Origin of the sequence: Nostoc sp. (assembly GCF_036917315.1) — a bacterium.
Lineage (GTDB): Bacteria > Cyanobacteriota > Cyanobacteriia > Cyanobacteriales > Nostocaceae > Nostoc.
In genome coordinates, this window is record NZ_JBALDR010000029.1 from 58,006 (window position 1) to 82,382 (window position 24,377).

Below are 24,377 nucleotides of genomic sequence, written 5' to 3' on the forward strand. Positions count from 1 at the left end.
TCCAGCCTAGAAAAAAACAGCTATGAACACTCATTCAGACTCAAAAAACTTTGGTCAGCGAACTGTTTTAACAATTTATGCTCATGCTGATGATGAAGTTCTACCTGCTGCTGGTACTCTCAGTCTGATGTCTCAAGCAGGATGGAATGTTCGTTGCTTAATTTTGACTGATGGTGGTCTTTCTAGTTCGCCTGTTAAGGGTAAACGTCATCAAGAAGCAGATGCAGCTGGTAAAATCATCGGTGCAACTTATGAGTTTCATGCACTTGAGGAGTGTAATTTCTCCACACAAGCAGTGATTAAAGTTACTGAAGAAGCTCTTGGACGTTGGCAACCGGATCTGATTATTACTCACGCACCACAACCGGAAAAATATGGGCATAGAGATCGTGAAGTGTGTGCAATCGCAGTTTCTAATGTTGCTACCCGCAAAAATATACCTTTATGGTATTCAGCACCACCTGTTTTTTTGCGCGGTTTTGAACCCAACTTTTTTGTAGATATTACCTCTGTAATTGAGGAAAAAGTCGCAGCCATCGGTTGTTATGAATCAGAGTTAAATAAAGCATTTATGCAGCTTGATGCCATACTTATTTTGTCTCGCTTTTGGGCACGAGAGTTAGGTCAAAAAGATGGCTATTTTGAAGCTTTTGAAATTTCTCGGCAATGGGTTGACGCTAGCTTTTTTACTGCCATAGCAAATAATAGTAATCAGCAAGTATTAAAACAAAAATAATTGTAGATACCTCTTGCACTTTGCATGAAGTAAATGCCAAAATATAACTACAGAATAGGGAAAAAAACCATGAATTTGAGTGTAAAAGTACTAGAAATATCGGGAATTTTAGATGGTATTAGAGGTAACGAACTACGTCGGGAAGTTAGAGGGATGCTAGCAAACGGAGCCGATATTTTGTTGATCGACATGAAAGAAGTCAAGTTTATTGATAGCTCTGGTTTAGGTGCTTTAGTATCAGCGATGCAAATGGTACGAACTGCGAATGCTAAACTGTTTGTTTGTTCGATAAGCGATCAAGTCAGGATGTTGTTTGAACTGACTAAAATGGATAGAATTTTTCAAACTTTTGCTGACAAAGATGAATTTCATCGCCAAATATTGGCAACACAATAAGCTATTATCAAATCCAAACTTAACTATGCATATTTGACTATTCTAACCAAACTTAACTTTTACTAAAGATAAGTCATCATCAAGATTGTCTTGAGCATTTAAGGTGAGAATCTTTGCTAATACTTGATTGAGGTTGCAAGTATGTTTTTGACTATATTTGGTTAGTAATTCAATGAAAGCATCGATCCCCCAGATTTTACCATCTGGTTGATTAATTTCATAAGCACCATCACTAAAAATATATAAAGTGCTGTTTTCTTCGACTTCCAAAACTGCATCTTCAAATTGAATTTCAGGCAAAAAGCCAATTGGTAAATCTAAAGAAGTTAGCTGTTTAACTTCGATGTTGTTAGTGGAGGTATTAGATAAGAGTAAAGCTGGTGGATGTCCGGCATTGGCATAAATGAGTTGACGTTTAAGGCGGTGATAAACTCCATACCAGATTGTAAAGTATTTATCACCGTGCTTACTCATTTGGAAGGCATGATTGAGAGCTTTTAGGACTTCACTTGGTTGACAAAAGTTAGTGTTAGGTAGAGATTGCGATCGCAAAACATTCTGTACGGATACCGATAGGAGGGCTGAACCCACCCCATGACCAGATACATCTAACAAATAAATTGCCAAATGATCCTCGTCAATCCAATAATGGTCGAAGCAATCACCCCCTAATTGTGCTGAGGGAATAAACAGATTTTCTGTAGTTACTGTTCCTACAAGCGGTGAGGGTAAAAGCGATCGCACATAATCAGCAGCCTCAGACAATTCTGCTTCCAAAATTTGCTTTTGAGTTTGCAAATCCTGATTTAGTGTCTCCAAAGCTTGCTTTTGACTTTGTAAATGCTGATTTAGCTGGTGTAACCTTAGTCCTGCTCTTACGCGTGCTTTCAATTCATTCATCTCTATCGGTTTAGAGATAAACTCATCTGCTCCAGCGTCAAGTCCCCTAACTCTATCTTCCTCCTCTCCTCGAGCTGCTCCCCTAGCCGTCAATAGAATAAAAAAAGTAGTTGCCAATTCTGGATCTGTTCTAATTCGACGACACACTTCTAACCCATCTACCTGGGACATCATCCAGTCACAGATAATCAGAGCCGGATGTAGCAGTTGTGCTTGTTTAATTCCTTCTTCGCCATTGCTGGCTACAGTAGTCTCATAACCCTGCCTTTGGAGTGTGCTTTTCAGTACTGCTCGCACCGTCGGGTCATCATCAATAACCAGAATTTTAAACATAAATTACAGTTTTCTAAGTAAAATGATTGATAAATAGTTGCTTTAATTTAAGTTATATGCAATTTAGTTTTTAATGTATAGTAAAAATACTCAAATTAAATAAACTAATTAACGAATATGATGATTTTAAAAAAATTTCTTAGTTAAGAAGTGAATCATAAAATTTATCTCAAAGTCAATACAGACCTGACAGCTTCACCTCAAGTTTTGTCTTGGTTCGAGCAAATGAATCAACCACCTATTCCCGATAAAGAAATTTGGTGGCAATGTCAAACGCTGATGATGGAAGGCTTTACTAACATTGTTGAACATGCCCACAAAAATTTACCTGTTGAAACTCCAATTGAGATGGAAGCTGTGCGGTTAGATGAATATATAGAAATTCGCATCTGGTCTCAAGGCAAACCATTTAACTTAGAACAGCAATTGCGCCAAACATCTGAATTTGAGGATAACAATCGGGAGCGCGGGCGGGGTTTAAAAATAATGTTTGCCATTGCCGACAAGTTGAGTTATGAGCCGACAGGAGATAATCGTTACTGTTTATTTATTAGTAAATATTACAAAAAAGGATCGGAGTAGAAAGTGGGGAGATACTGACTATTGACTCCTGATTAAAAACTCTTGGATGCGTTTAATAAAATCTTCTAACTCTATGATTAAGTTAATAGTACCTCGACGCTCTTGGTCTATCGCTAATTGTTCTAGTTTTTCTGCTGCCAGATGCATGGTTGTAACTCCCATATTGGCACTAGCACCTTTAATTTGATGCCCTTGGAGCGCTAGTTGCTCAAAGTCACGAGCTGCGATCGCTATTTTAATGACCTCTAGACGAGGTTGAATATCTTCAACAAATATTTGTAGTAGTTCTAATTCAAATTCTGGGTTATTTTCTGAAAGTTGATGCAAGCGTTCCCAATCAATTGGGAGTTCAACTGAACCGACATCTGTTGTCGAAACTTTCTGCTCTGTGGCAGCTATTTCTTTTGCCTTGAATATTACACTTCCCCAATACTCTAGCGTCGCAGCCAAATTTTCTTTCATCACTGGCTTGCTCAAATAGTCGTCCATTCCGGCATCTAAACACATTTGCTTGTCTTGTTTCATTGCATTAGCTGTCATTGCAATTACTACAGGACGACGACCGCTAGCAAAGTTACTTTCTTGGCAACGATGAATTTGTTTTGTGGTTTCTAAACCGTCGAGAATCGGCATTTGACAATCCATCAGAATTAAATCATAAGGAATTTTTTCTAATAGTTGCAACGCTTCTTTTCCATTATTAGCAATATCAGCACTGTAGCCTAGATTTTTGAGTTGCTTCAAGGCTATTTTCTGATTCACCAGATTATCTTCAGTTAAAAGAATTCTTAATTTATGTAGGTCAGGAAACGGGGAAGAAGATGCGGGGAGGCTGAATAATTCCTGACTTCTGAACGCCAGTTGCTCCACTTGGGGGGACTCCATCGCTTTTGGTATCTCCTGTTGGGAGAAGACCACACTGGCTCCTGCTGACTCCTCTGGAATAACAAAAGCGGCAATCGTAAAGTAAAATGTACTACCTGCATTCAGCTCAGTTTCAACCCAAATTCTGCCACCCATTAACTCGCACAGTTGCTTGCAGATAGCAAGACCTAAGCCAGTACCGCCATACTGTCGAGTAATGGAGGAGTTAACTTGACTAAAAGCTTTAAATAAACGCTCTAGGCGATCGCGTGGAATTCCAATGCCTGTATCTTTAATACTAAACTGAATTTCGTCAGGATTTGCAGCAGAAGAATGATTAATATCGCTATTCTTGCGGATTCTAACTGAAACTTCTATACTTCCAGTTTCGGTAAATTTAATCGCGTTACTGATTAAATTAATCAAGACTTGGCGCAGTCTGGTGATATCCCCCACAATCGTAGTAGGAAGTTCAGGAGTATCTAAAAATGTGAGTTTTAAACCTTTTTCTCTAGCTGTAGGTGCAAGCAGATAAAAAGCCTCATGAATGCAATTTCGCAAACCAAAAGGTTCCTCTTCTAGTTCCAAGTTACCCGATTGGATTTTGGAGAAGTCAAGGAAATCGTTAATAATTTTGAGTAAGGAATTTCCACTGGTGTAAATGGTTTCAACAAAATCTTGCTGTTCAGCAGTCAATTCAGTATATTGCAACAAACCGGCCATACCAATTACCGATGCGATCGGAGTCCGAACTTCATGGCTAATCATCGCTAAGAATTCCTGTTTAGCAAGTTCTGCCTGCTTTCGTTCAGTCATGTCTCGCAAAATGTAAACATAACCTTGAAAATGTTCAATTTCTGTCTTTACAATTGAAGATGAAAAAGCTACGGGAATTGTTTTACCACTTTTGGTATAACAAACGGTTTCTACTTCTTTTACTAAAAAATTTATGTCTTGATTGTGGGATATATCAATATCATCAATTATCAATGGATATTTATTGGCTTCTCCAATAACTTTTGCGATCGGTTGACCGATAAGTTCTATTTCGTTGTATTGCAATAAGATTTGTGCGGCATAATTCATTTTTTTGATCTCGCCTGATAGCGTTGTCACTAACAAGGCATCCGCCATTGATGTCACAATTTGGTCAATATATTGTTTAGAAGCCTTTAAATTGCGTAGTAAAAGATTTGCTTCATTTGCACCTTGAAACAAAGATTGCTCAAGCACCATCCGTTCTGTCGCATCTTCGACAACAATGGTTAGTCGATTCCTATAATCGTCTTCTTGGAGATTATTAGTAATACGAATATCAATATATAAAGGAGAAGCCGTATCTTGCGATCGCCTAATTCCTTTTAATTCAAAATTATCTTGTTTTCCCTGGAGAATTGCATCAAAAATATCTTCCAGTCCCTCTAATTCTGGAAACGTAATCCGAACATCCTGACCTAGCTTTACTTCATTAGGAAGATCGGCAAAATGATTTAATCCCAAAGACATCTCTAGAATCTTGAAGTTTTCATCAATTATCAAATATTCAATACCACACACAGCTAAGAGGTTTGTAAAAAATGAATTCATCTTAATTAAATTAAACGAGTGGCTAAAGCTTGAAATATTTTATCAACATTATTACCAGTTTTAGCTGAGGTTACATAAGTATCTAATATATTAGTTTGATTAGTAAATTGATGCATTTGCCGAATTTTTTCTAAATATTCGGCTGCAATCATATCTGATTTATTCAGTGCAACAACAATATAGCTGTTAGGATTAACAGCTAAAAAAGTTTGAATATGCTCATGGATATGATTGAGCGTTTCTGCTTGGGTCACATCACCGACTATCACAGCACCTTTAGAACCTTGAAAATAATTTTTAGCAACTGCTTTGAACTTATTACTACCTTCAATATCCCAAATTATTAACTGTAAATTTTGTTCCAAACCTGGGTCTTTTTCGGAAACACAAACCAATTTACGAGAAATTTTTACTCCTACAGTTGAAAGATATTCATCACTAAATTGACACTCTACAAATTGGCGAATCAGACTAGTTTTACCAACACCAAAATCACCAAATAAGCAGATTTTTTTAGAAATTGTAGACATAGTTGAAGGAAAGTAGAGAATGTTTTATCAAAATCATAACTACTATAAACTTAAAATTGCTTGTTTATCGCTTCTAGAGCGACACAGCGGCTTAACCACAACGGTTGAGTTACATCAATTCCTGGTGGTAAATTTGTCCTACCAATGACCTCTAGGCGATATGGCTCGATGCCTAATTTAATCAGTGCTAGTTGTACAGCCTTTGCTCGCGCCAGTGCCAATTTTTGAGATTTGTTCGCGCCAGTACGGTCACTATAACCAATGATTTTTAAATGCTTATTTGGGTGCTGATTAAGGAAAAATTTAACCTGTTGAACCTTGTACGCTAAATCTGCTTTCATTAAACTCGCTGAGTCGGGTTGAAAGTAAAATCGAACTTCAATCTGTGGGGGTTCTACTCGCACCGCACTAGACACAGATTTTACGCCGGGAATTTGCGCAAATGCATTCGCAATAATCTGAGCATCTGCAATTCGATTGACAGTTCCTTCAACAGCTACTTTACCAGCGATATATTGAGCGGAAATTGCTATATCGTTAGTCTGATTTAAAACTGCTGTGACTCGTTTGACTTCAGCAGCAGCTAATACGGGATCTGCTGGGACTTCTACTAATAAAATTTGATTGTCAATCAACCAATTAGGAGAGGTGATTTTGACAGTTTGCTCGGCTTTCTGGCGAAGAAGTTGATTAGGTAATCGTCCTGTTAGTTTTATTTTGTTGTGTTCTACTTGTACGGCGAGCCGATATACGGCTAGTTCTGGAACAGAAGTTAGAGCCAACGAAGTTTGATTTTCAATGGAATGTATAACTCCACTACGGTATTGCCAAATACCCCAAGGAATGAAAATGGCAGCGACAACTGTTAAGACTAATAGCTGTATTGGCGATATTTTCGCTTTCTTTTTATCCTGAATACCTGAATTTTTTAGCTCTTCAAGAAGTGTATGAATTTCAATAGGAACTAAATCTGGATCGCCGTCAAATTTTTCAATTAAATAACCATATTTTTTTACAATTTTGCTGAAGACTTGCCGCATTTTCCAAATAAAGTTTTTGCTTGGCTCTCCTCGTATAACAATCGCTAAATAACAGTATCCTGCAACTTCTAAAATTATTTTGGATGTTCCATATTCAATTGCATCTAATTCTGTTATGCTTCCAGATTGATTGATGCAATCATTGGCAAAGCTACGAATTGCTGTCAGCATTCCTGCTACCATTTCAGCCTCTAGCTGCTCTACATGAGAGTGCTGAATATCTGAGATAACTAAACCAGATGTTTTATGAATCAAAAAAATGGCTTGAATTGTAAATGGCAGAGCTTCTTTAAGAATTAATTCTGCTTCCGAAACTCCCTGTAGCTTGGCACGAATTTTACGTTTAACGCCTTCAACACTAAGGGTTTCTTCAACTTGTCGGTTAATGGCACGGATTGTCTCTGCCATATATTTGGCTATGGTACTACCAATAATTGGGTAGAGTGCATCTACCACAATATTCTGCTCAATTTCAATTTGCTTTTTTATGGCTCGTCCCATTGCCGGAGCGATCGCATCTGAAACTTCTTCTGGAGCTATAATAATTTGCTGGGAAATAGCTAGAGGAATTACAGGTGCGATCGCTGTACTCATGCTAATTTTATCTTGTTCAGTGCGACTGCGGATAGTCTCATCAATTATCGGAGCGATTATTTGGACAATTTCATCTTTCGACTCTGTAATCTTCAGCCTTAAAAGTTCAGAAATCGACGGTAGTAGTAGATTTATTAACTCTTTAGGATCGTAAATTTGATGCTCTATTTTTGTTAATTTTCCTTCCAACTTATCTGTAAGATTGTTTATTTCTGCTAGCTCATATCCGACTAATATCTCCCGTAATTTTTGCAATGCATCTTCTGATTTGTCTAATTTTTCCTCAAATTCTGTAAATACTTCAATAGATTCTTCTAATTCTTCTTGAGTAGTTTGTGAGTAATTAGATATATCTTGAGGAAAATTAAAATCCGACTCTAAATAAGCTTTACATACTTCTAATGTCACTGGAGGAAGTTGCAGTAATCCAATTTCTTCTGGAATATACTCATTACTATTATCAGTTTCTGATGGTAATAAAGGAGATGGCTCAGGGGATTCGATAATTTTGAGATCGATAAGCAAATGCAGCAAATTGTCAAGCTGCACAGATGTTTCTGACTTCAACTCAACAGATTGAGAAATCGAATTTTCCACCTGAGTCATCCTTTTGATAATGCTGATTAAGAGTGCTGAGTTAGGGGTTAGAGGTTAGGGGTTAAGAATTTAGAGTTTAGAGTTTTGAGTCATTATATTTCTCATTTTTCATTGCTTTCTTACTCAATTACGAATGCAATTATGCTGTACTCTTAGAGTGAGTTAACATTTAATTTTGATAACTTTGTAGTTTCTAGAAGCGGTACAGCAGTATATTCCTCGCTGCTTTCATTAGCTGCTTCTCGCAATTTAGGAATAAATTCAGTTTCTTTCAGACGCATTCCCAAGGCAAACAAAGTTTCAGCCATATCGTCTTTAGAAACTTTCGTGTCTGTCAGTTGTGAGAAGCGTCGATCTATTTCTTCTAAAATCAGATCCCGTAAGGCCGTAACATCATCTTGTAATTGGACTTTAGTTTGAAAAATTTCATCTCGAATCGAGGTAGTTTGGCTATCTAAGGTTTCATCAAGCGACTGAACGCTGCTAGAGAACTTTTTATTAAGTCTATCAACCTGTTGCCGTAAGTCAAGAGTTTCTTCTTGAGTTGCGAGGTTCAGTGATTTCAGCTTTTTATCCAGCGACTCAAACCCCGCTTTTAGTTCGGCCGAAAAGTTGGACTTGAGTTGCTCGACATGCAATCGTGTCTGTTGTTGCAGGAGAGATATATCTGACTCCAGCTTGCTAAATCGATTTTCGTACTCTCTTAGCTGTGTTCCAAGAATAATATCGCGGATCTGATCGATATTACCAAGTCTTTCTCGTACATCGTCTCTACTCATCTGACTCATTAGGAAAACCTCGCTTTTTGGGAATCAATTGGGAATAATAGATGATGTATTTAACTGACATTTAGGCTAAAAATTCTTAGCTGATGATGCAGCTAACTCACCGAACATACTTTGTTATTATTCCCAATCGGTTACAATTTATATCTGTAAAATAGGAAATGAGTAATGAGAAATCTAAAATAAGTGTTTTTCATAACTTACTCAGGAAAAATGCTCCAGTTAATTTATTAATAAATATTATTATCTAAGGTTGTGGCGTTACTATCTTTACAGTTCAAAAACTCTTGGATGTGTTTAATAAAGTCTTCTAACTCTACGATTAAGTTACTAGAACCTCGACGCTCTTGCTTATAAGCTAGTTGTTCTAGTTTTTCTGCTGCCAGATGCATGGTTGTAACTCCCATATTGGCACTAGAACCTTTAATTTGATGACCTTGGAGTATTATTTGCTCAAAGTCATGAGTTGCGATCGCTATTTTAATTAACTCTAGACGAGGTTGAATATCCTCAACAAATATTTGCAGTAGTTCCAATTCAAATTCTGGGTTGTTTTCTGAGAGTTGGTGCAAACGTTCCCAATCAATTGGAAGGTTAACTGCACCGACATCTGTCGTAGTTTGTTCTGTGGCAGTTGTTTCTTTTGCCTCGAAGATCGCATTTCCCCAACGCTCTAGCGCTCCCGCCAATTTTTCTTTTATTACTGGCTTGCTCAAATAGTCATCCATGCCGGCATCTAGACACATTTGTTGGTCTTGTCTCATGGCATTAGCTGTCATTGCAATTATCACAGGACGATAACCACTAGCAAAGCTGCTTTCTTGCCAACGATGAATTTCTTTTGTGGTTTCTAAACCATCGAGAACTGGCATTTGGCAATCCATCAGAATTAAATCGTAGGGAATTTTTTCTAATATCTGTAATACTTCTTTCCCATTACCAGCGACATCAGCGCTATAACCCAGGCTTTGGAGTTGCTTCAAGGCAACTTTTTGATTCACCAAATTATCTTCGGCTAAGAGAATTCTTAATTTGTGGGAGTTAGGAGAATAATAGTTGCGGTTGTTTTCAGAATTTTTCAGTTGTAAATCCTGACTTCTGACTTCTAACTCCTGAATTGTGACTTCTGTCTCATCTTCTGGCTGCGTTCCTAAAATAGTCATCATGGTATCGAGGAGTCGGGATGGCTTAATAGGTTTGACTAAATAAGCCGCAAATCCTATTTTTAGCGATCGCTGGATTTCATCGCGTTGATTAGTAGAGGTAAGGATAATCAAAGGTAGCCCGGCGATCGCAGAATTTGCCTTAATTTTTTCTCCTAAAGTCATGCCATCTATTTCTGGCATCTGCATATCAATCACAGCAACGTCATAGAAATTTTTTTGCTTGGCGGCTTCCTGAATAGCTTTGAGGGCAGTAGTAGCCGAAGCAGCCTGATCCACCAGCATCCCCCAACGGGTAGCTTGATGGTAGATAATTTTGCGATTTGTAGCATTATCATCTACCACTAACAAGCGCCGATTAAGCAAAAGTTCGCGTTCGCCTTCTAAAGAAATAGAGTCAATTTGTTTGGCAAGAGTTAGTTCAAACCAAAACTTAGATCCTTTCCCCAAGCGACTTTCTACGCCCATTTCTCCTCCCATCAAGCTTACCAGTTGCTTGCAGATGGCTAATCCCAAACCTGTGCCGCCATATTTACGGGTGGTGGACGCATCTACTTGGGTAAATGGCTTAAAGAGTTTGGATTGATCTTCAGGGGTAATGCCAAGACCAGTATCTACGATCGCAAAATAGATGGTGGCTGTAGTTAGGGAAAGCGATCGCAATTCTGCTCGTAATACTACCTCACCCTTGCTGGTGAACTTGATTGCATTGCTAATCAGGTTCATAAGAATTTGTCGCAAGCGGCCAGCATCGCCTTGGAGATGGGTGGGGACGTTGCTGTAAATTAATCCTGCAATTTCTAATCCCTTATGATGGGCTGAGGGAGCCAATAATTCCAACACCTCTTCTACACAGGTAGATAAGTCAAAATCTAGAGTTTCTAGTGCCATTTCCCCAGCCTCTAGTTTGGACAAATCCAAAATTTCGTTGATCAGGCTTAAGAGAGCATCGCCACTAATGCGAATCGTTTCCATAAAATCCCGCTGCTCGGAATTTAGGGGAGTTTCTAACATTAAGCTTGTCATCCCCAGCACAGCATTCATCGGAGTCCGAATTTCATGGCTCATGTTGGCCAAAAAGGCACTTTTGGTTTGGGAGGCTAATTCAGCTTGGTGACGAGCAATTTCGAGTTCTCGTCGTTGTTGAGTTTCTGCATCTAACATTTGGGCTTGGGCTAAGGCAATACCTACTTGGTCAGCTATTTGTCGTAAAAGATGAGTTTCAAAGCTAGACCATTGGCGGGAACTGCCGCACTGATGGACAATCAGCAAACCGCAGAGTTCTTCTTTGACAAGAATGGGTATGACTAAATTACACTGGACTCCAAATTGTTGCAGTAATTCGAGATGGTTGTTTTGGACTTCAGCTATATCCAAGTCAGCAAGCCCCAGATTCGGTTTTTGACGGTACTGTTGTAGATAGTACTGCTGGATGTATTCGGCTTGAAAGTAAGCATTGACTAGCTCTTTCTCTTTAATTGCCAGCCAGCCAGAAATTACTGCCTCAACCACGGTAGCTCCAGAGCCATCAGCCTTTGGCTGATAAATCAAAACTCGGTCGCTATGGAGAATTTTTTGAACCTCGGTGACAGTGATTTGAAGAATTTCTTTGATTTGCAAAGACTGACGAATTTTGAGGGTGATTTCAGTAAATAGTTGCGATCGCAAGTTTTGGCGTTGGAGTTCTTCTTCTGCCTGCTTGCGCTCAATAAACTGCCCTACTTGCTCACCAATAGAATTCATAACTTTTGCCAAATTCGGGTCAGCTTGCTGGATTTCATGGCTCAAGCAGGTAATCACACCGATGATTGTTTTACCACTACAGATCGGAAAACCAAAAGCTCCGTGCAGTTTTGCTTCAGCAGCGATTTGAGAGCGAATGAAACTCCGATCTTTAACAACATCAGCGATCCAAACAGGTTCAAGACTAGCCCAGACACGACCAGGCAGCCCAATTCCTGGTGCAAACATGGTCTGGTGACTGAGAATGTCAAATTCTTGCATCTCGAAGGAGATTTTATACCATGAATTTAGCAAATACAGTAGATTTGATCGCCGATCTACCATCCAAAATTCACTTAAATCCCATCCCAAACTTTCGCAGATTCCTTGCAAGATTTGGGGCATGGCTTCATTGATTGTGCTTGACTCTGCCAAGACACGGGTTGTAACATACTCTGCTTTCAAATGCTGTTCAGTTCGTTTGCGTAAGCGGAGTTCCTCAAACACATCGCTGATGTCAATACCTGTAGCAACAATGTATTCAACGTGCCCCTCATAGTCTTTCAAGGTAGTGTTAGTCCACGAAATGAGCCGTCGGCTGCCATCCTTAGTTACCCAATAGTTTTCGTATTCTTTGGGCGCTTCACCAGATAGCAACTGCTCAAAAACTGCTTTAACCGGCTCTACCTGTTCGGGAAGTAGAAACAGGTTCCAGAAATGCCTTCCTTTCACCTCATCAAATGAGTAACCAGTAATTTGTTCGCAAGCTTGATTGAAGCGAACGATTTGCCCTTTCGGGTCAAGAACTATTACCAAAGCGCTGGTTGTATTAAGGACTGCTGAAATAAAATTGCGTTCTTGATTCAGTATTTCTTCTGTTAATTTCCGCTCTTTTGCTTCACGGTAAATAAAGTAGTAGACTATGGCCAGAATCAAAAAACTTAAACAAATAGCGATCGCCAGTGTCAAAACTGTGTTGTTAGCAGTGGCTTTTGCAGCTTGTGACTGCTGTTGAAGTAACGCTCTATCCTCATTCTCTACCTCATTAATGATTTTGCGGATATCATCCATGAGATGTTTTCCTTGATTTGTCTGGATTACCTGCAATGCCGCCTCAAATCCCTGATTTTGACGGAGGTATATAGTCTGCTTGAGTATGGCAAGTTTTGCAACTATCAGAGATTCAAGAGTTGCGAACTGCTTTTGTTGGCTAGGTCGATCTGCGATTAAATCTTTCAGTTCTATAATTTTGCGATCGATGTTTCCAACTACTGCTTGATAGGGTTCTAGATAACTTTCTTGTCCAGTGAGGATGTAACCGCGTTGTCCAGTCTCAGCATCTTTCATCTCAGACAGTAATTCTTCTAGTTTATTGATTTTCTCTTGGGTTTGTTGTACCTGATTATTCGTATCAATCAACCTGTGTGTGTTTTGAAAAGAAATCACGCCAATCAAAACTAAAACTGCCGATGCTAACCCAAACCCTCCGGCTATCCTTTGAAAAAATTGTTTGCGTGTCTTCTGGGTCTGTTTGCGTGTATCGCTTGCCAATACCAAACTTGCTAAAGTGCGGCGCATTTCTAGTTGCTTAATTACCTGACGACCAATAATTCGTAATGCTTCAAGTTGTTCTGGAGAGAGGTTTCTTGGTACGCGATCGATTACACAAAGTGTTCCTAGTGCATATCCTTCAGGGTTAGTCAGCGGTACACCAACATAAAACCGAATATTTGGGTCAGAAGTGACTAGTGGGTTTGTCGCAAACCTTTCGTCTTCTGTGGCATTAGGTACAACAAAAATTTCAGGTTGCAGAATAGCATGGGCGCAGAATGCCAAATCGCGGGGTGTTTGTTGGGCATCCAAACCAACTTTTGACTTGAACCACTGACGATTAGTATCAATTAAACTGATTAAGGCAATGGGAGTTCCACAAATATACGAGGCTAAACGGGTGAGGTCGTCAAAGGCTGTTTCCGAAGGAGTGTCGAGTACTTTATACTGCAAAAGAGATTCGATTCGCTGTGTTTCGTTATCAGGTAATGGTGCTTTCATTCTCCAGCCTTATACCATTTTGGATTTTAAAAACAGAATTCTGAATTATGAATTATGAATCCAGGAGTTAGAAGTTAGAAGTTAAAATTAAGAATACTTTGATAGTCAAAGTTTATAATTTTCAAAAAATCAAAAATATATAGCGCTTGATTCTATATTCATTCTGAATTCTGACTCCTGAATTCTTTTTTGTTAAAACTTGACCCGCAACTGTCCTGTGAAGGAATTACCACCGTAGGCGCTTCCGCCGGTTTCTTGATTGCGGACATTACTAAAGCTATAGCTCAAGTCTGCTTCTATACTGGGCGACAGTTTTACCGTACAGCGCGTTTGATAGGTATTGGCGTTGTCAAATTCTCCTTTAAGTCGCTGCCGTCCTAAGTTGGCAGCAAGGCGACAGCGTAAGAATTGAGTAATATCTCCCTCCCAAGCTACCTCACCGTTGTAAACTAGAAAATCTGGTGGAGAAAAATAACCGCTTGTGCGTTCTAAATCGCGATCGTAACTCCAAGTGAATAAGTTAGCTGCCAAAGAAAATTGTCCGAACTTGCGCTCTAACCTACTAAAAGACTGCACCTCAGAATTACCATCGTTGTAACTACCCAAACGCAATGACGAAAACAAGCTGGTATTACGGTCAATCTGCCAGTATAAATCAGGCCCAAATCGCCAAGCAGTAATTTGATTGTCTAAAGTTCGAGCATTAGATTTATAAGGCCCTTGTTGTAAATTACCTGATATTATTACTGCCGATAGCAATCGACCTGATGACGAAACTCGCGGCGGCGAAATGGGAGCATCTACCTTAACGTTGAGATTGATAGCTGTAGGTAAACGATTGAACACATCGACTCCGGCTGCTGTTTGTAGAGTCACTTGTCCAATTTTTCCTTGCCATCCAACTTGCAAGGGAAAATTGGTAATTGATTCAACACCGCGTTTCTCAAAGAAGTTAAAACCTGTCTTGAAAAATATTTTATTGCCATTTCTCAATCGAAACTGAACTGTTGGTTCTAAGAAAAAATTAGTTTGACCAAAGTTGTCTGTCTCATAGTGATAGTCTGTATGAATACTTTCCAAAACTGCATTTGGCGTTTTTGCTTCGGTAGCAGTTGTTGGTGGACTAGAATTCTGCGGTGGTTTGGGTAACGATGGTGGGCTAGAATTCTGCGGTGGTTCGGGTAGCGATGGTGGGCTAGAATTCTGCTGTGGTGCTTCGGGTAGCGATCGCGGTAATCGCAAATCAGGATTGAAGTTTTCGGGTGCCGCCAGCAAAATAGGTGTTGATTTTAATCGATAGGGGAGTGGTTTTGAGTATTGCTCTGCTGACTCAGGATTTATTGTGGTGACTTGCTTGGTCAATCCTAAAGGTGATTGCCAGGTCTGATGTGCTTGGGCTGCTTGTAATTTAGCTTCTGATAATATCCAAATACCTACGCTACAGATTACTCCCAATTGAATCTGTAGGCATCCCAAAAGAAATACAGCGTACAAACTATATGGAGAAACAAAGAGATAGGGTCTAAAACTATATACCATCGGTTGAGACTATATTTGAAATGAAAAACTTGCTGCCAAATAGTTTTCTGGCTGCTAGCTGATGTATTCGGACTGGGATTATGATGCCCATAATCGATGCTTGTTAAGACATAGGAAAGGCAAAAGGCGTAAAAGCGTTAATTTGGCGGGATATAGAAGTTCCCAGGTGCATGAAGTACATATCAAAACCTCACCCCCAACCCCTCTCCTTGGTGAAAAGAGGGGTTGGGGGTGAGGTTAAGCTGTAGCTGATTCTGATTAGGAAACGCTATATTCGAGTCGATAGTTAGTGTGATTTTGACAAACTGCCAACAGTAATTTTTGAGTCTGCTGTTCCCATCTCAGAGTTTTCAGTATTGTCAACCTCAAGACTTCGGAGCAATTCTCGAATTACGTCTGTTGCTGGTCTACCTGTGAGAGTACAGTATTGTTCAAGTTTCTTCATTTCCTCGGTTGTGAGATTTACTGTCAGTCGTTTAACAGCCCATTTTTTCTTCATAATTCTCTTTTATCTTGAATATGTTGCTTTTCTCGAAATCACCAAGTCATTACGATTACTCCCGTAATGCATAGCCTACACCACGGACTGTATGAATCAAACGTCTTTCATTATTTTCTTCCAACTTAAGTCGCAAATAACGAATATATACTTCAATAATATTAGAATCACCCATAAAATCGTAACCCCAAACTTTCTCTAAAATTTGATCTCTAGTAAATACTTGACGGGGATGTGAAAGGAGATATTCTAATAAGTCAAATTCTTTTGCTGTTAACTGAATGCTTCGTTTTTCCCGAAATACTTCACGAGTGCGCCTATTTAAGCTTAAATCTTCAAATTGCAACAAATCCTCGTCTGTTTCTTGCGTGCGCCGGAGATGAGCGCGAATTCTAGCTAATAGTTCTTCAATGCTAAAGGGCTTAACTACATAATCATCAGCTCCTGCATCTAATCCGGCGACGCGATCGCTCACTTCATCTTTTGCTGTCAACAAAATCACTGGTACTGTACTACCTGTTGTTCGCAAACGCCGACAAATTTCCAAACCTGTCAACCCTGGAAGCATCCAATCCAGAATCGCTAAATCTGGTGAGGAGTCTCGCGCCAGAGTCAAGCCTGCGATGCCATCATGGGCGACACTTACCCGGTATCCTTCGCTATTAAGTTCTAATTCGACAAATCGCGCCAGTTTGACTTCATCTTCCACTAAAAGGATATGTGCTGTCATATTTTTGCTCCTAAAGCAGGTAATGTGAGAATAAAAGTGCTACCATAGCTTGGCTTTAAAAGGATGGCAATTTTGCCTCCCAGACCTTCGGTTAGGTGTTTCACAATCGATAAACCGAAACCTGCTTTGCCAGTTAAACGAGGGCTGCCTTTATTCTCACAGGAAACGGGGTGACTTCTAAATAGATTACCCGATGCTTAAATTTCTGGCATTGCTGATTAGATGTAGGAATCTTGGTGTAGAAATGTTGCATTGCAAGTTATCTACAAAGGTTTTGAAATCACGCAAAATCCTTTTCATCCTGGAATTGTGCAACACCAAATTTCTCTGTCATCTTTACTATGTCTGCAATCAAATCAAAAAACTGGGAATCTAAGTCTTGCAATTTTTACAAATCAGATAGAGCTATATAGCAGTCCTAAATCATTTGTGAAAATTATGTATCTCTTTGTTCTTTATTCCCTTTGCGCCCAAAGCCAATACTTTGCGGTTCGTTTTCTTATTTATAATTTTTCACGAATCAAATAGGATTGCTATATGTAGGTAAACTGATTGTAAACATACTCCCTTTTCCCAACTTTGATTGCACGCTTACACTACCACCCATACCTTCTACAAGTGTCTTAACAATCGATAAACCCAAACCACAACCACCAGTAGTATGAGAACGGGATTCATCTACACGGTAAAATCTCTCAAATATCCGTGCTTGCTGTTGCAAAGGAATGCCATGACCTTTGTCACAAACTTGAATAATAGCCCGATCTGGAAGCCGATCTAACTTAAAAATTATAGGTGTATCAGCGTTAGAATACTTAATGGCATTATCTATTAAATTTAACAACACTTGTTTAAAGCGACTATAGTCTACTTTTATCTCAATTGGATAAATTTCTGACTCGATTGTAATTGTGCGATCGCTATATTTTTTTGCCATCATGACAACTTCTTCAACCAAGTCATTCAGCACATAAGATTTCATTTGAAAGTATAGGTATCCGCTATCTGCACGTGCTAAATCAAGTAAATCTTGTAGCAGACGAATAGTGCGTTCAGCTTCCGATGCCGCAGTTTCTAAAGCTTCTTGTTGAGTTTGGGTTAAGTTATTCTGCCTTCGCAAGACGCTTTGTAAATATCCATGTACAATCGTTAAAGGTGTGCGTAATTCATGAGAAACATTACTCACAAATTCTCGTTCTTGCTCCCATGATTGGGAAAGGCGTGATAACAGCATAGTTAAAGTTTGAGCTAATTCTTTAACTTCACTGGGTGCATTATCAAGATATAGCTGCGCTTGTCCTAAATCTTCAGCGGAAATCACAGAAGCCATTTGATTTAGCTGACGCAGAGGTTGCAGAGAACGCTTAATATAAAATGCGATCGCAGCAGTTAAAACAATAATTGCCAAAATACAAGTAATACCTAAACTCTGCACCATTACGACAAACATTTTCTGTTCGTGGGTAATATCCTTGACTACAAATAACTCACCCAGTAACTTACCCTGCACTTGCACAGTACTACTACATAAAACAAAATAGCTTTGGTTCACTTTGTAAACTTGTGGTTTAATTGGCATCTTAGTCAGGGTCATTAACTCAGCTACTGTAGTGTCAGATAATAAATCTAAAGTGGTAGATTTTGCTATAATTTTACGATTGGGGCTTTTTAGCCATAATAAAGTGTTAGTATTTGCTAAATTATTAATAGCCTTTTGTAATCCAGTTTCAGGTTGCATCATTTCACTATAAATTTGCACATCTTGCGGCAAGCGCTTGGCAATTTGTTCTATATTATATTTATGACTATCAACTAAAATTTGCTGCATTTTCCAACTAGTCCATGTAGCGAGGCTACCTAATACCAAAGCTGAAAATGATGCAATACCAACCGTGAGGCGTGATTGTAAGGAAAATGGATCTATATTTATCCCAAATTTTATGATTTGCTTCACGATTTCGGTGGCGTTTTAGGTGTTTAATAAGGTTGGAAAAATAACATAAGACTGCTAAATATAAAGTTACTCTTAACAGCTACATCTTTAGTTATAGCTGATTTGAACTTACCTCTGTTACATACCGACAGTGAAAAGCGCAGCCATTCCCAAAAGATTGCTAAAAATTTTTATTTAATTGTCATCTCAAATCCGCAAATTCTTGTCTAATAATAGTCTAAATGCATTTACTAGTAATTAAATTAATTTCTGCTGAGAATTACCTGAAAATTTTTAATCATCGAAATTGATTCCGAGGCAGAGTAGTGACAACAAACTTTTTTCATTAAGGCAAGAGAGAATTGGATTTAGATATTGTTATGTTAAAGCGATCGCGTCTTTATCATTCTCTATTTCTGCTTCTTGATGCTGTGCTTCATATTCACCCAATTGCTGGATTAATTTGGCAACTAAACCTGTCCAGCCAGTTTGATGACTAGCGCCAATTTATGATAAATCATGATTATTTTCTCTGAATGCGATCGCAAGTTGAAAATAAGCAAAACTATTAATTAACCACAAACAGCGAAGGAGACTAACGCTAACTTCAACCTATTAGTTGATAGTCTCTAGATATGGCCGCGGTTGGTGAAAACCCTGAAGTGAAGCATCAACGATGAGGCAAACTTCAATATGCATACCATCAGGATCGGAAAATGATAAGTTAAGTACTGGGCCAAGGTCGGCGATCGCGCCATCACTCACACCTCGATCTATCAGTTTACGGCGGATAATCTGGAATGCTGATTCTGTTGGGGCATTCAAAGCTAAGTGGTCGATGTGTCCTCGTCCAAACATATCCGGCAATCCAGAACTATGAATATTATTAGGCATCTCTGCTGCGTGAAGTACGCTCTGCGATCCAGCTAGCAGAAGTGCGTGACGAAAAGCTGGGGTCGTCTCTTGAAAGATTACTGGCATCTCGAATACATCAGTATAGAAGTCGATAAAACGGTCAATATCTGCTGTCACCACTGCAACATGGTGGATACCTGATATAAGGCTCATGGTGTTACTCCAGTTAGATTGTGCAATTTATTTTCTATGAATAGGGAGCGATAACTTCTCTACGAGACGCCTTAGTGAAGCGTTCGCGATCGTGCCGTTGGTCAAAATCAACGATCGGCCCCTTCGGCACAATTCGATTTGGATTAATATCAATCATGCTCATGTAATAGCCGCGCTTGGTATAGTCTAGATTGCAAGTCGCTTTGAACTCAGGACGCTGATATAGGTCTAGTAAATAATTCCAGAGATTTGGATAGTCGATAATTCGCCGCAAATTGCACTTAAAGTGACTGTAATACACTGAGTCGAAGCGATACAGAGTTACAAACATACAAATATCAGCTTCGGTGAGTTGATTGCCGCATAAATACCGCTGCTGGCTCAGAATGCCTTCCCATCGATCTAAACTCTCGAAGAGTTCAGTTACTGCATCTTCATAGGCTGCTTGTGAAGTCGCAAAACCAGCGCGATATACACCAACATTGATTGGCAGATAGATTGCATCGATTGTTTCATCAATCTGATGCTGTAAGTCGCGTGGGTATAAGTCTATTTTTTGTGTTGCCAATTCCCCAAACTCTACATCAAACATTCGCATGATTTCGCGAGATTCGTTATTGACGATCGTTTGAGTTTGCTTATCCCACAACACCGGAACAGTAACTCGTCCTGTGTATTTGGGATCGGCTTTCAGATAAATCTCTTGCAAATATTGAGTGTGATTCACCCAGTCAGGAATAGCTTCCGGTGCTTCAGAAAACATCCATCCCTTGTCGCTCATAATCGGATCGACGATAGAGACTGATATTGCATCGTTCAAACCTTTGATTTCTCGCATAATTAAAGTGCGATGCGCCCACGGACACGCCAAGGAAACGTAGAGGTGATAGCGTCCTACTTCTGCCTTAAACCCATTGGAAGCATCGGCGGTTATGCGATCGCGAAACGTTGTCGGCGTTTCCTTGAACTTGCCGCTGGGATCTGATTTATTCCCATCGGTTGTCCATTTGCCTTCGATCATCATTCCTGACGGCATAATTTCCTCCTAACACTAGGGCGTGTCTATAAACTTTTGAGGATTACTTCAGCATTACGTCTTTCCTTTTCTGAAGGATGTTAATTTCTTAAAAATTCTTGACAAAATCGACTTTGCAGACAAACCACGGTTCGGCATATCAACTCGTTGTCGCCAACCAAGCACGCAAAACCTCTGCCACTGTCCACGCTTGGGCAATACATCCCCGTGGAGTCATCGGAGCATCACCATCAAAAATCTCACTGAGACTGCCAACACCGTGGGCGTTGAGGTGATTAGCCATTGGTTCCAAAAATTGACGAGCCTGTTCGGGATTTTTGTAGACGCGCAGGTGTGCTAAGACGAACGGCCCCAACAACCAACCCCAAACCGTTCCCTGGTGGTAGGCTCCATCCCGTTGATACTGATTGCCACCGTATTTACCCTGGTATTGAGTACGATCGGGGGAAAGCGATCGCAATCCATAAGAAGTCAGCAGCGATCGCCCGCAAGCTTCCACCACGCCCCTTTGCTGGGCAGGTGTCAGCGGACTTTCTGGTAATGACACAGCAAATATTTGGTTAGGACGTAACGCCGCATCATCACCATCAGGACTGTCTAAAAGGTCATAGCAATAACCAGTCTCTTCATTCCAGAAGCGAGAAAATCTATACTTTGCCCGCTCTGCCATTGCCTCATATTCTTGGTGTGGTTTACCAAGGTGACGGGCAAACTTGGCCATTGTCCGTAGAGCATTGTACCAGAGGGCATTAACTTCAATCGGTTTGCCAATTCGCGGCGTAACTACCCAATCGTCAACCTTGGCATCCATCCAGGTGAGTTGTACGCCTGCAACGCCTGCATAAAGTAAGCCATCGGCGGCATCGAGGTGAATGTTGTAGCGTGTACCGCGACAGTGCCAATCAATGATGTCTGCAAGTATGGGAAAAAGTTCACCAAGCAAAGTATCATCGTCTGTAGCGCTGTAGTAGGCGCGGACTGCTTCAAAGTACCAGAGAGTGGCATCGACTGTATTATATTCTGGTTGCTCACCCGCATCAGGAAAGCGATTAGGTAACATTCCCTGGTCTACGTATCTGGCAAAGGTGCGAAGAATTGAGCGTGCTACTTCTGGGCGACCAGTGGAAATTGTCAAACCAGGTAGACTAATCATGGTGTCGCGTCCCCAGTCGCTAAACCAGTGATAACCAGCGATGATGCTTTTGCCGTAGGGGTCTTCTGGTAATGAGCGATCGACAAGAAACTGGTCAGCAGCTAGTACTAGATGGTCGATCCAGCTAGGTGATTCCTTCGTCTTGAGAGGTCGATTAGTTTTCCAAAATCCTGTTAATTTCTGCTCTTGAGCGCGACGTAACTTGAGTGCCGCTTCACCGTTGAGATTTGGTTGTTTTTCTGTGCTGGCTACAAAGGCGATCGCTTCCCCAGGATTTAGTGTAACTTCAAAGGTGGCGACGTGGAGGTGGTCTTCTTTATCTCTCAATCCCCGATAGCGTTCAACTGCTAAGTCAAAACCATGATACCAATTGTGGACAACAGAGACACTAGGGCGTGAAGCGTTGCGTAGCTTGCCGCCGTAGGCATCGCCTTTAGGTGAATCACTCAGTAGATATAGTGGTACAGCACCCGGATAAGCAGTTACACAAATCCCCTGTTCCACCTCCTCTACAGACATCTGCCAACCATTGCATTGAGTGTCGCTGTGATAATCGCGGTAGTTGACTATTGCTTTGAGCGTCAACTTTAGCGGTTGAGTGGCACGACGCAAAGTATATTGAACATAAGTTGTGTTCGCGCCTTGTTGCATCCACACCCGTTTTTCTAATAAGGCATCAGCAACAGCAAAATGCCATACAGGAATTGTACCTTCCAGAGAAAAACGTTCAATATTTTGATAACCTTGGGGACTGACAATACCATCAGCCCAACGATTGGTGTCTAGAGAATAAGAGCGAGTATCGTACAGGACAGTTTCATCTAGTTTTGCCACCATTAAGGTACGACCTAGAGGTGGTTTCAATGCTGCTACCAATAGTCCGTGATAGCGGCGAGTCAATAAACCAGCCACAGTTCCAGAGGCGTAACCACCAATACCGTTAGTAACTAACCACTCCCGCGATTCTGCAATGTCAAGATTGCCGCAGATTTCCCGCCCAAATTCTATACACATAAGTCACGCCACTTTGCTCTAAATTCAAAATTAACAATCGCTATCATGCTTTTCTCTCTGCGTTCTCTCTGCCTCTGCGGTTGGAAAGTAATTTATTGAACTACAGAGGCACAGAGAACACGGAGAAATGCTCGTCCCAAAATTTTACCCACCTTGAAAGGGCTACTCCTAACTTTTGTTAGGTTGGAGATTGCTCCTCAGTTATTGGAGATTCATTCGCTAGAGGATTGAGAACGACTTCATTAGCTACACTATCAGCTTTACGGGCACGAATTGCTGGACGCGATCGCTTGTAACCGGCTCTTTCAGCTTTTTGGTGTTCGTAATCAATCAATCTGCCATAATATTCATGCTTGCTTAAATTCATCGACAAGAAAATATGCTGGCGAGTATTACCAAAACCTTTGCGACTAAAAAACTTTAATGCTGAAGTATTGGTGGGGTCAGTATCTACCAGCATAAACCGCGCCCCATCTTCAATCATCCGGGCAACGACTTTATCAACCAACTTGTCTGCTACTCCCCGACGCTGATACTTTGGACTAACTCCCAGCCATAAAATATACCCGTAAGTCCAGGATGCTTTGGTGATGATGGTTCCTAAAATGAATCCTGCTAATTCCCCGTCTGTCTCAGCCACAAGACAGTATTCTGGATCGGTGTTGTAAAGTCCAATCACCTCCCATTCGTCCCAGGTGCGGTATAAATAAGGATATAAATCACTGGTAAATAAGCCTTCTCCCAAGTGGTAAACGGGAGCAATGTCGTCAATTCCTAATTCGCGCACATAAATTGCTTCAGTTTCATCAAAAGTTGACATAAATTTAGAAGTTGTGATTTATTTTAATAGATGATTACGGGCTTTTAGGGTTCTCAACTATTTAAGAAGATTTATTTTGTGAGCTAACACCACTATGTTGAATTTTGGCGACAAGGAATTTTAAAAAATGTCAATGGAGCATAAAGCATTTGTCTTTGATTACGATACGTTTCTTCAAGAATTGGCTGATATCTTAGTAAATGCACTTGTTCTTAACCAAAGCAACGAATTGATTACCTTTATCGAAAATAATTTTTCATACCTGAAATATCCTGATGAAGGTGAACCTTTAGATTCTTTCTGGAAAAAAACGATCGAGACAAATGACATAAGCCAGTATGGTGATTTTGCAATTACCAAGTATTATAATCCTCAATGTGATATTGGACTTGGTTATGATTGGTTGCCTCTCTATGATATGTTACTCAATGAACTGGATAAAGATATATCTCCCTTGCTAGGTAAAAATTTCGGCATTACAGGAAACTATTTTAACCCTGGCAAAATGGGGTCGTATTTTCAATCTCTTGAGCAAGTGAAGAATAACTTTGAATTGCTTAATTTGTTATTGAATGAAAAAAAAGAGTATTTACCGAATCTAGCTCTTTTAATAAAAATGCTTGCAAATGCTTTAGATTTAGACAAAGGAATTTACATTACTTTTTGATTTTATGCAACAGTCTACAGGTATAAGAAATCTGTTT

18 protein-coding genes and 3 pseudogenes are annotated in these 24,377 nt (G+C 40.0%); 5 read left to right on the forward strand and 16 right to left on the reverse strand.

Annotated elements, in window-relative coordinates; all coding sequences use genetic code 11:
* Window positions 1-22: 22 nt before the first annotated feature.
* Together V7K84_RS12860 and V7K84_RS12865 are read left to right on the forward strand one after the other, a co-directional pair.
* Entirely contained in the window at window positions 23-736 is a 714-nt protein-coding gene (locus V7K84_RS12860) for a PIG-L deacetylase family protein (RefSeq protein WP_334838538.1), read from the forward strand.
* 69 nt (window positions 737-805) lie between these two features.
* Window positions 806-1,132, forward strand: a complete 327-nt coding sequence (locus V7K84_RS12865; RefSeq protein WP_099099412.1) for an STAS domain-containing protein — start codon at window positions 806-808, stop codon at window positions 1,130-1,132.
* A 42-nt stretch (window positions 1,133-1,174) separates the two neighbouring features.
* Here the strand turns inward: V7K84_RS12865 and V7K84_RS12870 are convergent, their stop codons facing one another.
* Complete coding sequence (locus V7K84_RS12870) at window positions 1,175-2,365, reverse strand: SpoIIE family protein phosphatase (protein WP_334838541.1); 1,191 nt, start codon at window positions 2,363-2,365, stop codon at window positions 1,175-1,177.
* A gap of 150 nt (window positions 2,366-2,515) precedes the next feature.
* On the opposite strand from V7K84_RS12870, the gene V7K84_RS12875 reads away from it, so the two are divergent.
* Window positions 2,516-2,947, forward strand: coding sequence for an ATP-binding protein (locus tag V7K84_RS12875; RefSeq protein WP_334838542.1), 432 nt, complete (start codon window positions 2,516-2,518; stop codon window positions 2,945-2,947).
* 18 nt (window positions 2,948-2,965) lie between these two features.
* Here the strand turns inward: V7K84_RS12875 and V7K84_RS12880 are convergent.
* The 11 genes and pseudogenes from V7K84_RS12880 to V7K84_RS12925 form a co-directional block, all read right to left on the reverse strand.
* Window positions 2,966-4,618: pseudogene (locus V7K84_RS12880) on the reverse strand (ATP-binding protein); the annotation flags it as partial.
* Between the two features lie 12 nt (window positions 4,619-4,630).
* Window positions 4,631-5,398 (reverse strand): annotated as a pseudogene (locus V7K84_RS34265) (PAS domain-containing protein); the annotation flags it as partial.
* Between the two features lie 5 nt (window positions 5,399-5,403).
* Window positions 5,404-5,928 (reverse strand): Rab family GTPase, encoded by a 525-nt coding sequence (locus V7K84_RS12885; protein WP_334838546.1) that lies wholly within the window; start codon window positions 5,926-5,928, stop codon window positions 5,404-5,406.
* Window positions 5,929-5,978: 50 nt separating this feature from the next.
* Complete coding sequence (locus V7K84_RS12890) at window positions 5,979-8,168, reverse strand: OmpA family protein (RefSeq protein WP_334838547.1); 2,190 nt, start codon at window positions 8,166-8,168, stop codon at window positions 5,979-5,981.
* A 143-nt stretch (window positions 8,169-8,311) separates the two neighbouring features.
* Window positions 8,312-8,947, reverse strand: a complete 636-nt coding sequence (locus tag V7K84_RS12895; RefSeq protein ID WP_334838549.1) for a hypothetical protein — start codon at window positions 8,945-8,947, stop codon at window positions 8,312-8,314.
* Between the two features lie 227 nt (window positions 8,948-9,174).
* Window positions 9,175-13,881, reverse strand: a complete 4,707-nt coding sequence (locus V7K84_RS12900) for a response regulator (protein ID WP_334838551.1) — start codon at window positions 13,879-13,881, stop codon at window positions 9,175-9,177.
* Window positions 13,882-14,073: 192 nt separating this feature from the next.
* Complete coding sequence (locus V7K84_RS12905; RefSeq protein WP_334838553.1) at window positions 14,074-15,420, reverse strand: hypothetical protein; 1,347 nt, start codon at window positions 15,418-15,420, stop codon at window positions 14,074-14,076.
* A 286-nt stretch (window positions 15,421-15,706) separates the two neighbouring features.
* Window positions 15,707-15,919, reverse strand: coding sequence for a CopG family transcriptional regulator (locus V7K84_RS12910; RefSeq protein WP_334838554.1), 213 nt, complete (start codon window positions 15,917-15,919; stop codon window positions 15,707-15,709).
* Between the two features lie 55 nt (window positions 15,920-15,974).
* Entirely contained in the window at window positions 15,975-16,649 is a 675-nt protein-coding gene (locus V7K84_RS12915; protein ID WP_322686757.1) for a response regulator transcription factor, read from the reverse strand.
* Window positions 16,646-16,780 (reverse strand): annotated as a pseudogene (locus tag V7K84_RS12920) (ATP-binding protein); the annotation flags it as partial. The gene V7K84_RS12915 and the pseudogene V7K84_RS12920, both read right to left, overlap by 4 nt.
* Window positions 16,781-17,169: 389 nt before the next feature.
* Window positions 17,170-18,603 carry a sensor histidine kinase gene (locus V7K84_RS12925; RefSeq protein ID WP_334838555.1) on the reverse strand — a complete coding sequence of 478 codons (1,434 nt, stop codon included), beginning with the start codon at window positions 18,601-18,603 and terminating at the stop codon, window positions 17,170-17,172.
* Between the two features lie 341 nt (window positions 18,604-18,944).
* Here V7K84_RS12925 and V7K84_RS12930 point away from each other — a divergent pair, with 341 nt between their 5' ends.
* Complete coding sequence (locus V7K84_RS12930; RefSeq protein ID WP_334838556.1) at window positions 18,945-19,082, forward strand: hypothetical protein; 138 nt, start codon at window positions 18,945-18,947, stop codon at window positions 19,080-19,082.
* A gap of 115 nt (window positions 19,083-19,197) precedes the next feature.
* On the opposite strand, the gene V7K84_RS12935 is transcribed toward V7K84_RS12930, so the two are convergent.
* The 4 genes from V7K84_RS12935 to V7K84_RS12950 form a co-directional block, all read right to left on the reverse strand.
* Window positions 19,198-19,650, reverse strand: a complete 453-nt coding sequence (locus V7K84_RS12935; RefSeq protein WP_334838557.1) for a VOC family protein — start codon at window positions 19,648-19,650, stop codon at window positions 19,198-19,200.
* A 34-nt stretch (window positions 19,651-19,684) separates the two neighbouring features.
* Window positions 19,685-20,686 (reverse strand): glutathione S-transferase family protein, encoded by a 1,002-nt coding sequence (locus V7K84_RS12940; RefSeq protein ID WP_334838558.1) that lies wholly within the window; start codon window positions 20,684-20,686, stop codon window positions 19,685-19,687.
* A 139-nt stretch (window positions 20,687-20,825) separates the two neighbouring features.
* Window positions 20,826-22,853 carry an amylo-alpha-1,6-glucosidase gene (locus V7K84_RS12945; protein WP_334838560.1) on the reverse strand — a complete coding sequence of 676 codons (2,028 nt, stop codon included), beginning with the start codon at window positions 22,851-22,853 and terminating at the stop codon, window positions 20,826-20,828.
* A gap of 178 nt (window positions 22,854-23,031) precedes the next feature.
* Window positions 23,032-23,673 carry a GNAT family N-acetyltransferase gene (locus tag V7K84_RS12950; RefSeq protein WP_334838561.1) on the reverse strand — a complete coding sequence of 214 codons (642 nt, stop codon included), beginning with the start codon at window positions 23,671-23,673 and terminating at the stop codon, window positions 23,032-23,034.
* A 127-nt stretch (window positions 23,674-23,800) separates the two neighbouring features.
* Here V7K84_RS12950 and V7K84_RS12955 point away from each other — a divergent pair, with 127 nt between their 5' ends.
* Window positions 23,801-24,340: a hypothetical protein gene (locus V7K84_RS12955; RefSeq protein ID WP_334838563.1), complete on the forward strand. Its 540-nt coding sequence runs from the start codon at window positions 23,801-23,803 to the stop codon at window positions 24,338-24,340.
* Window positions 24,341-24,377 lie beyond the last annotated feature (37 nt).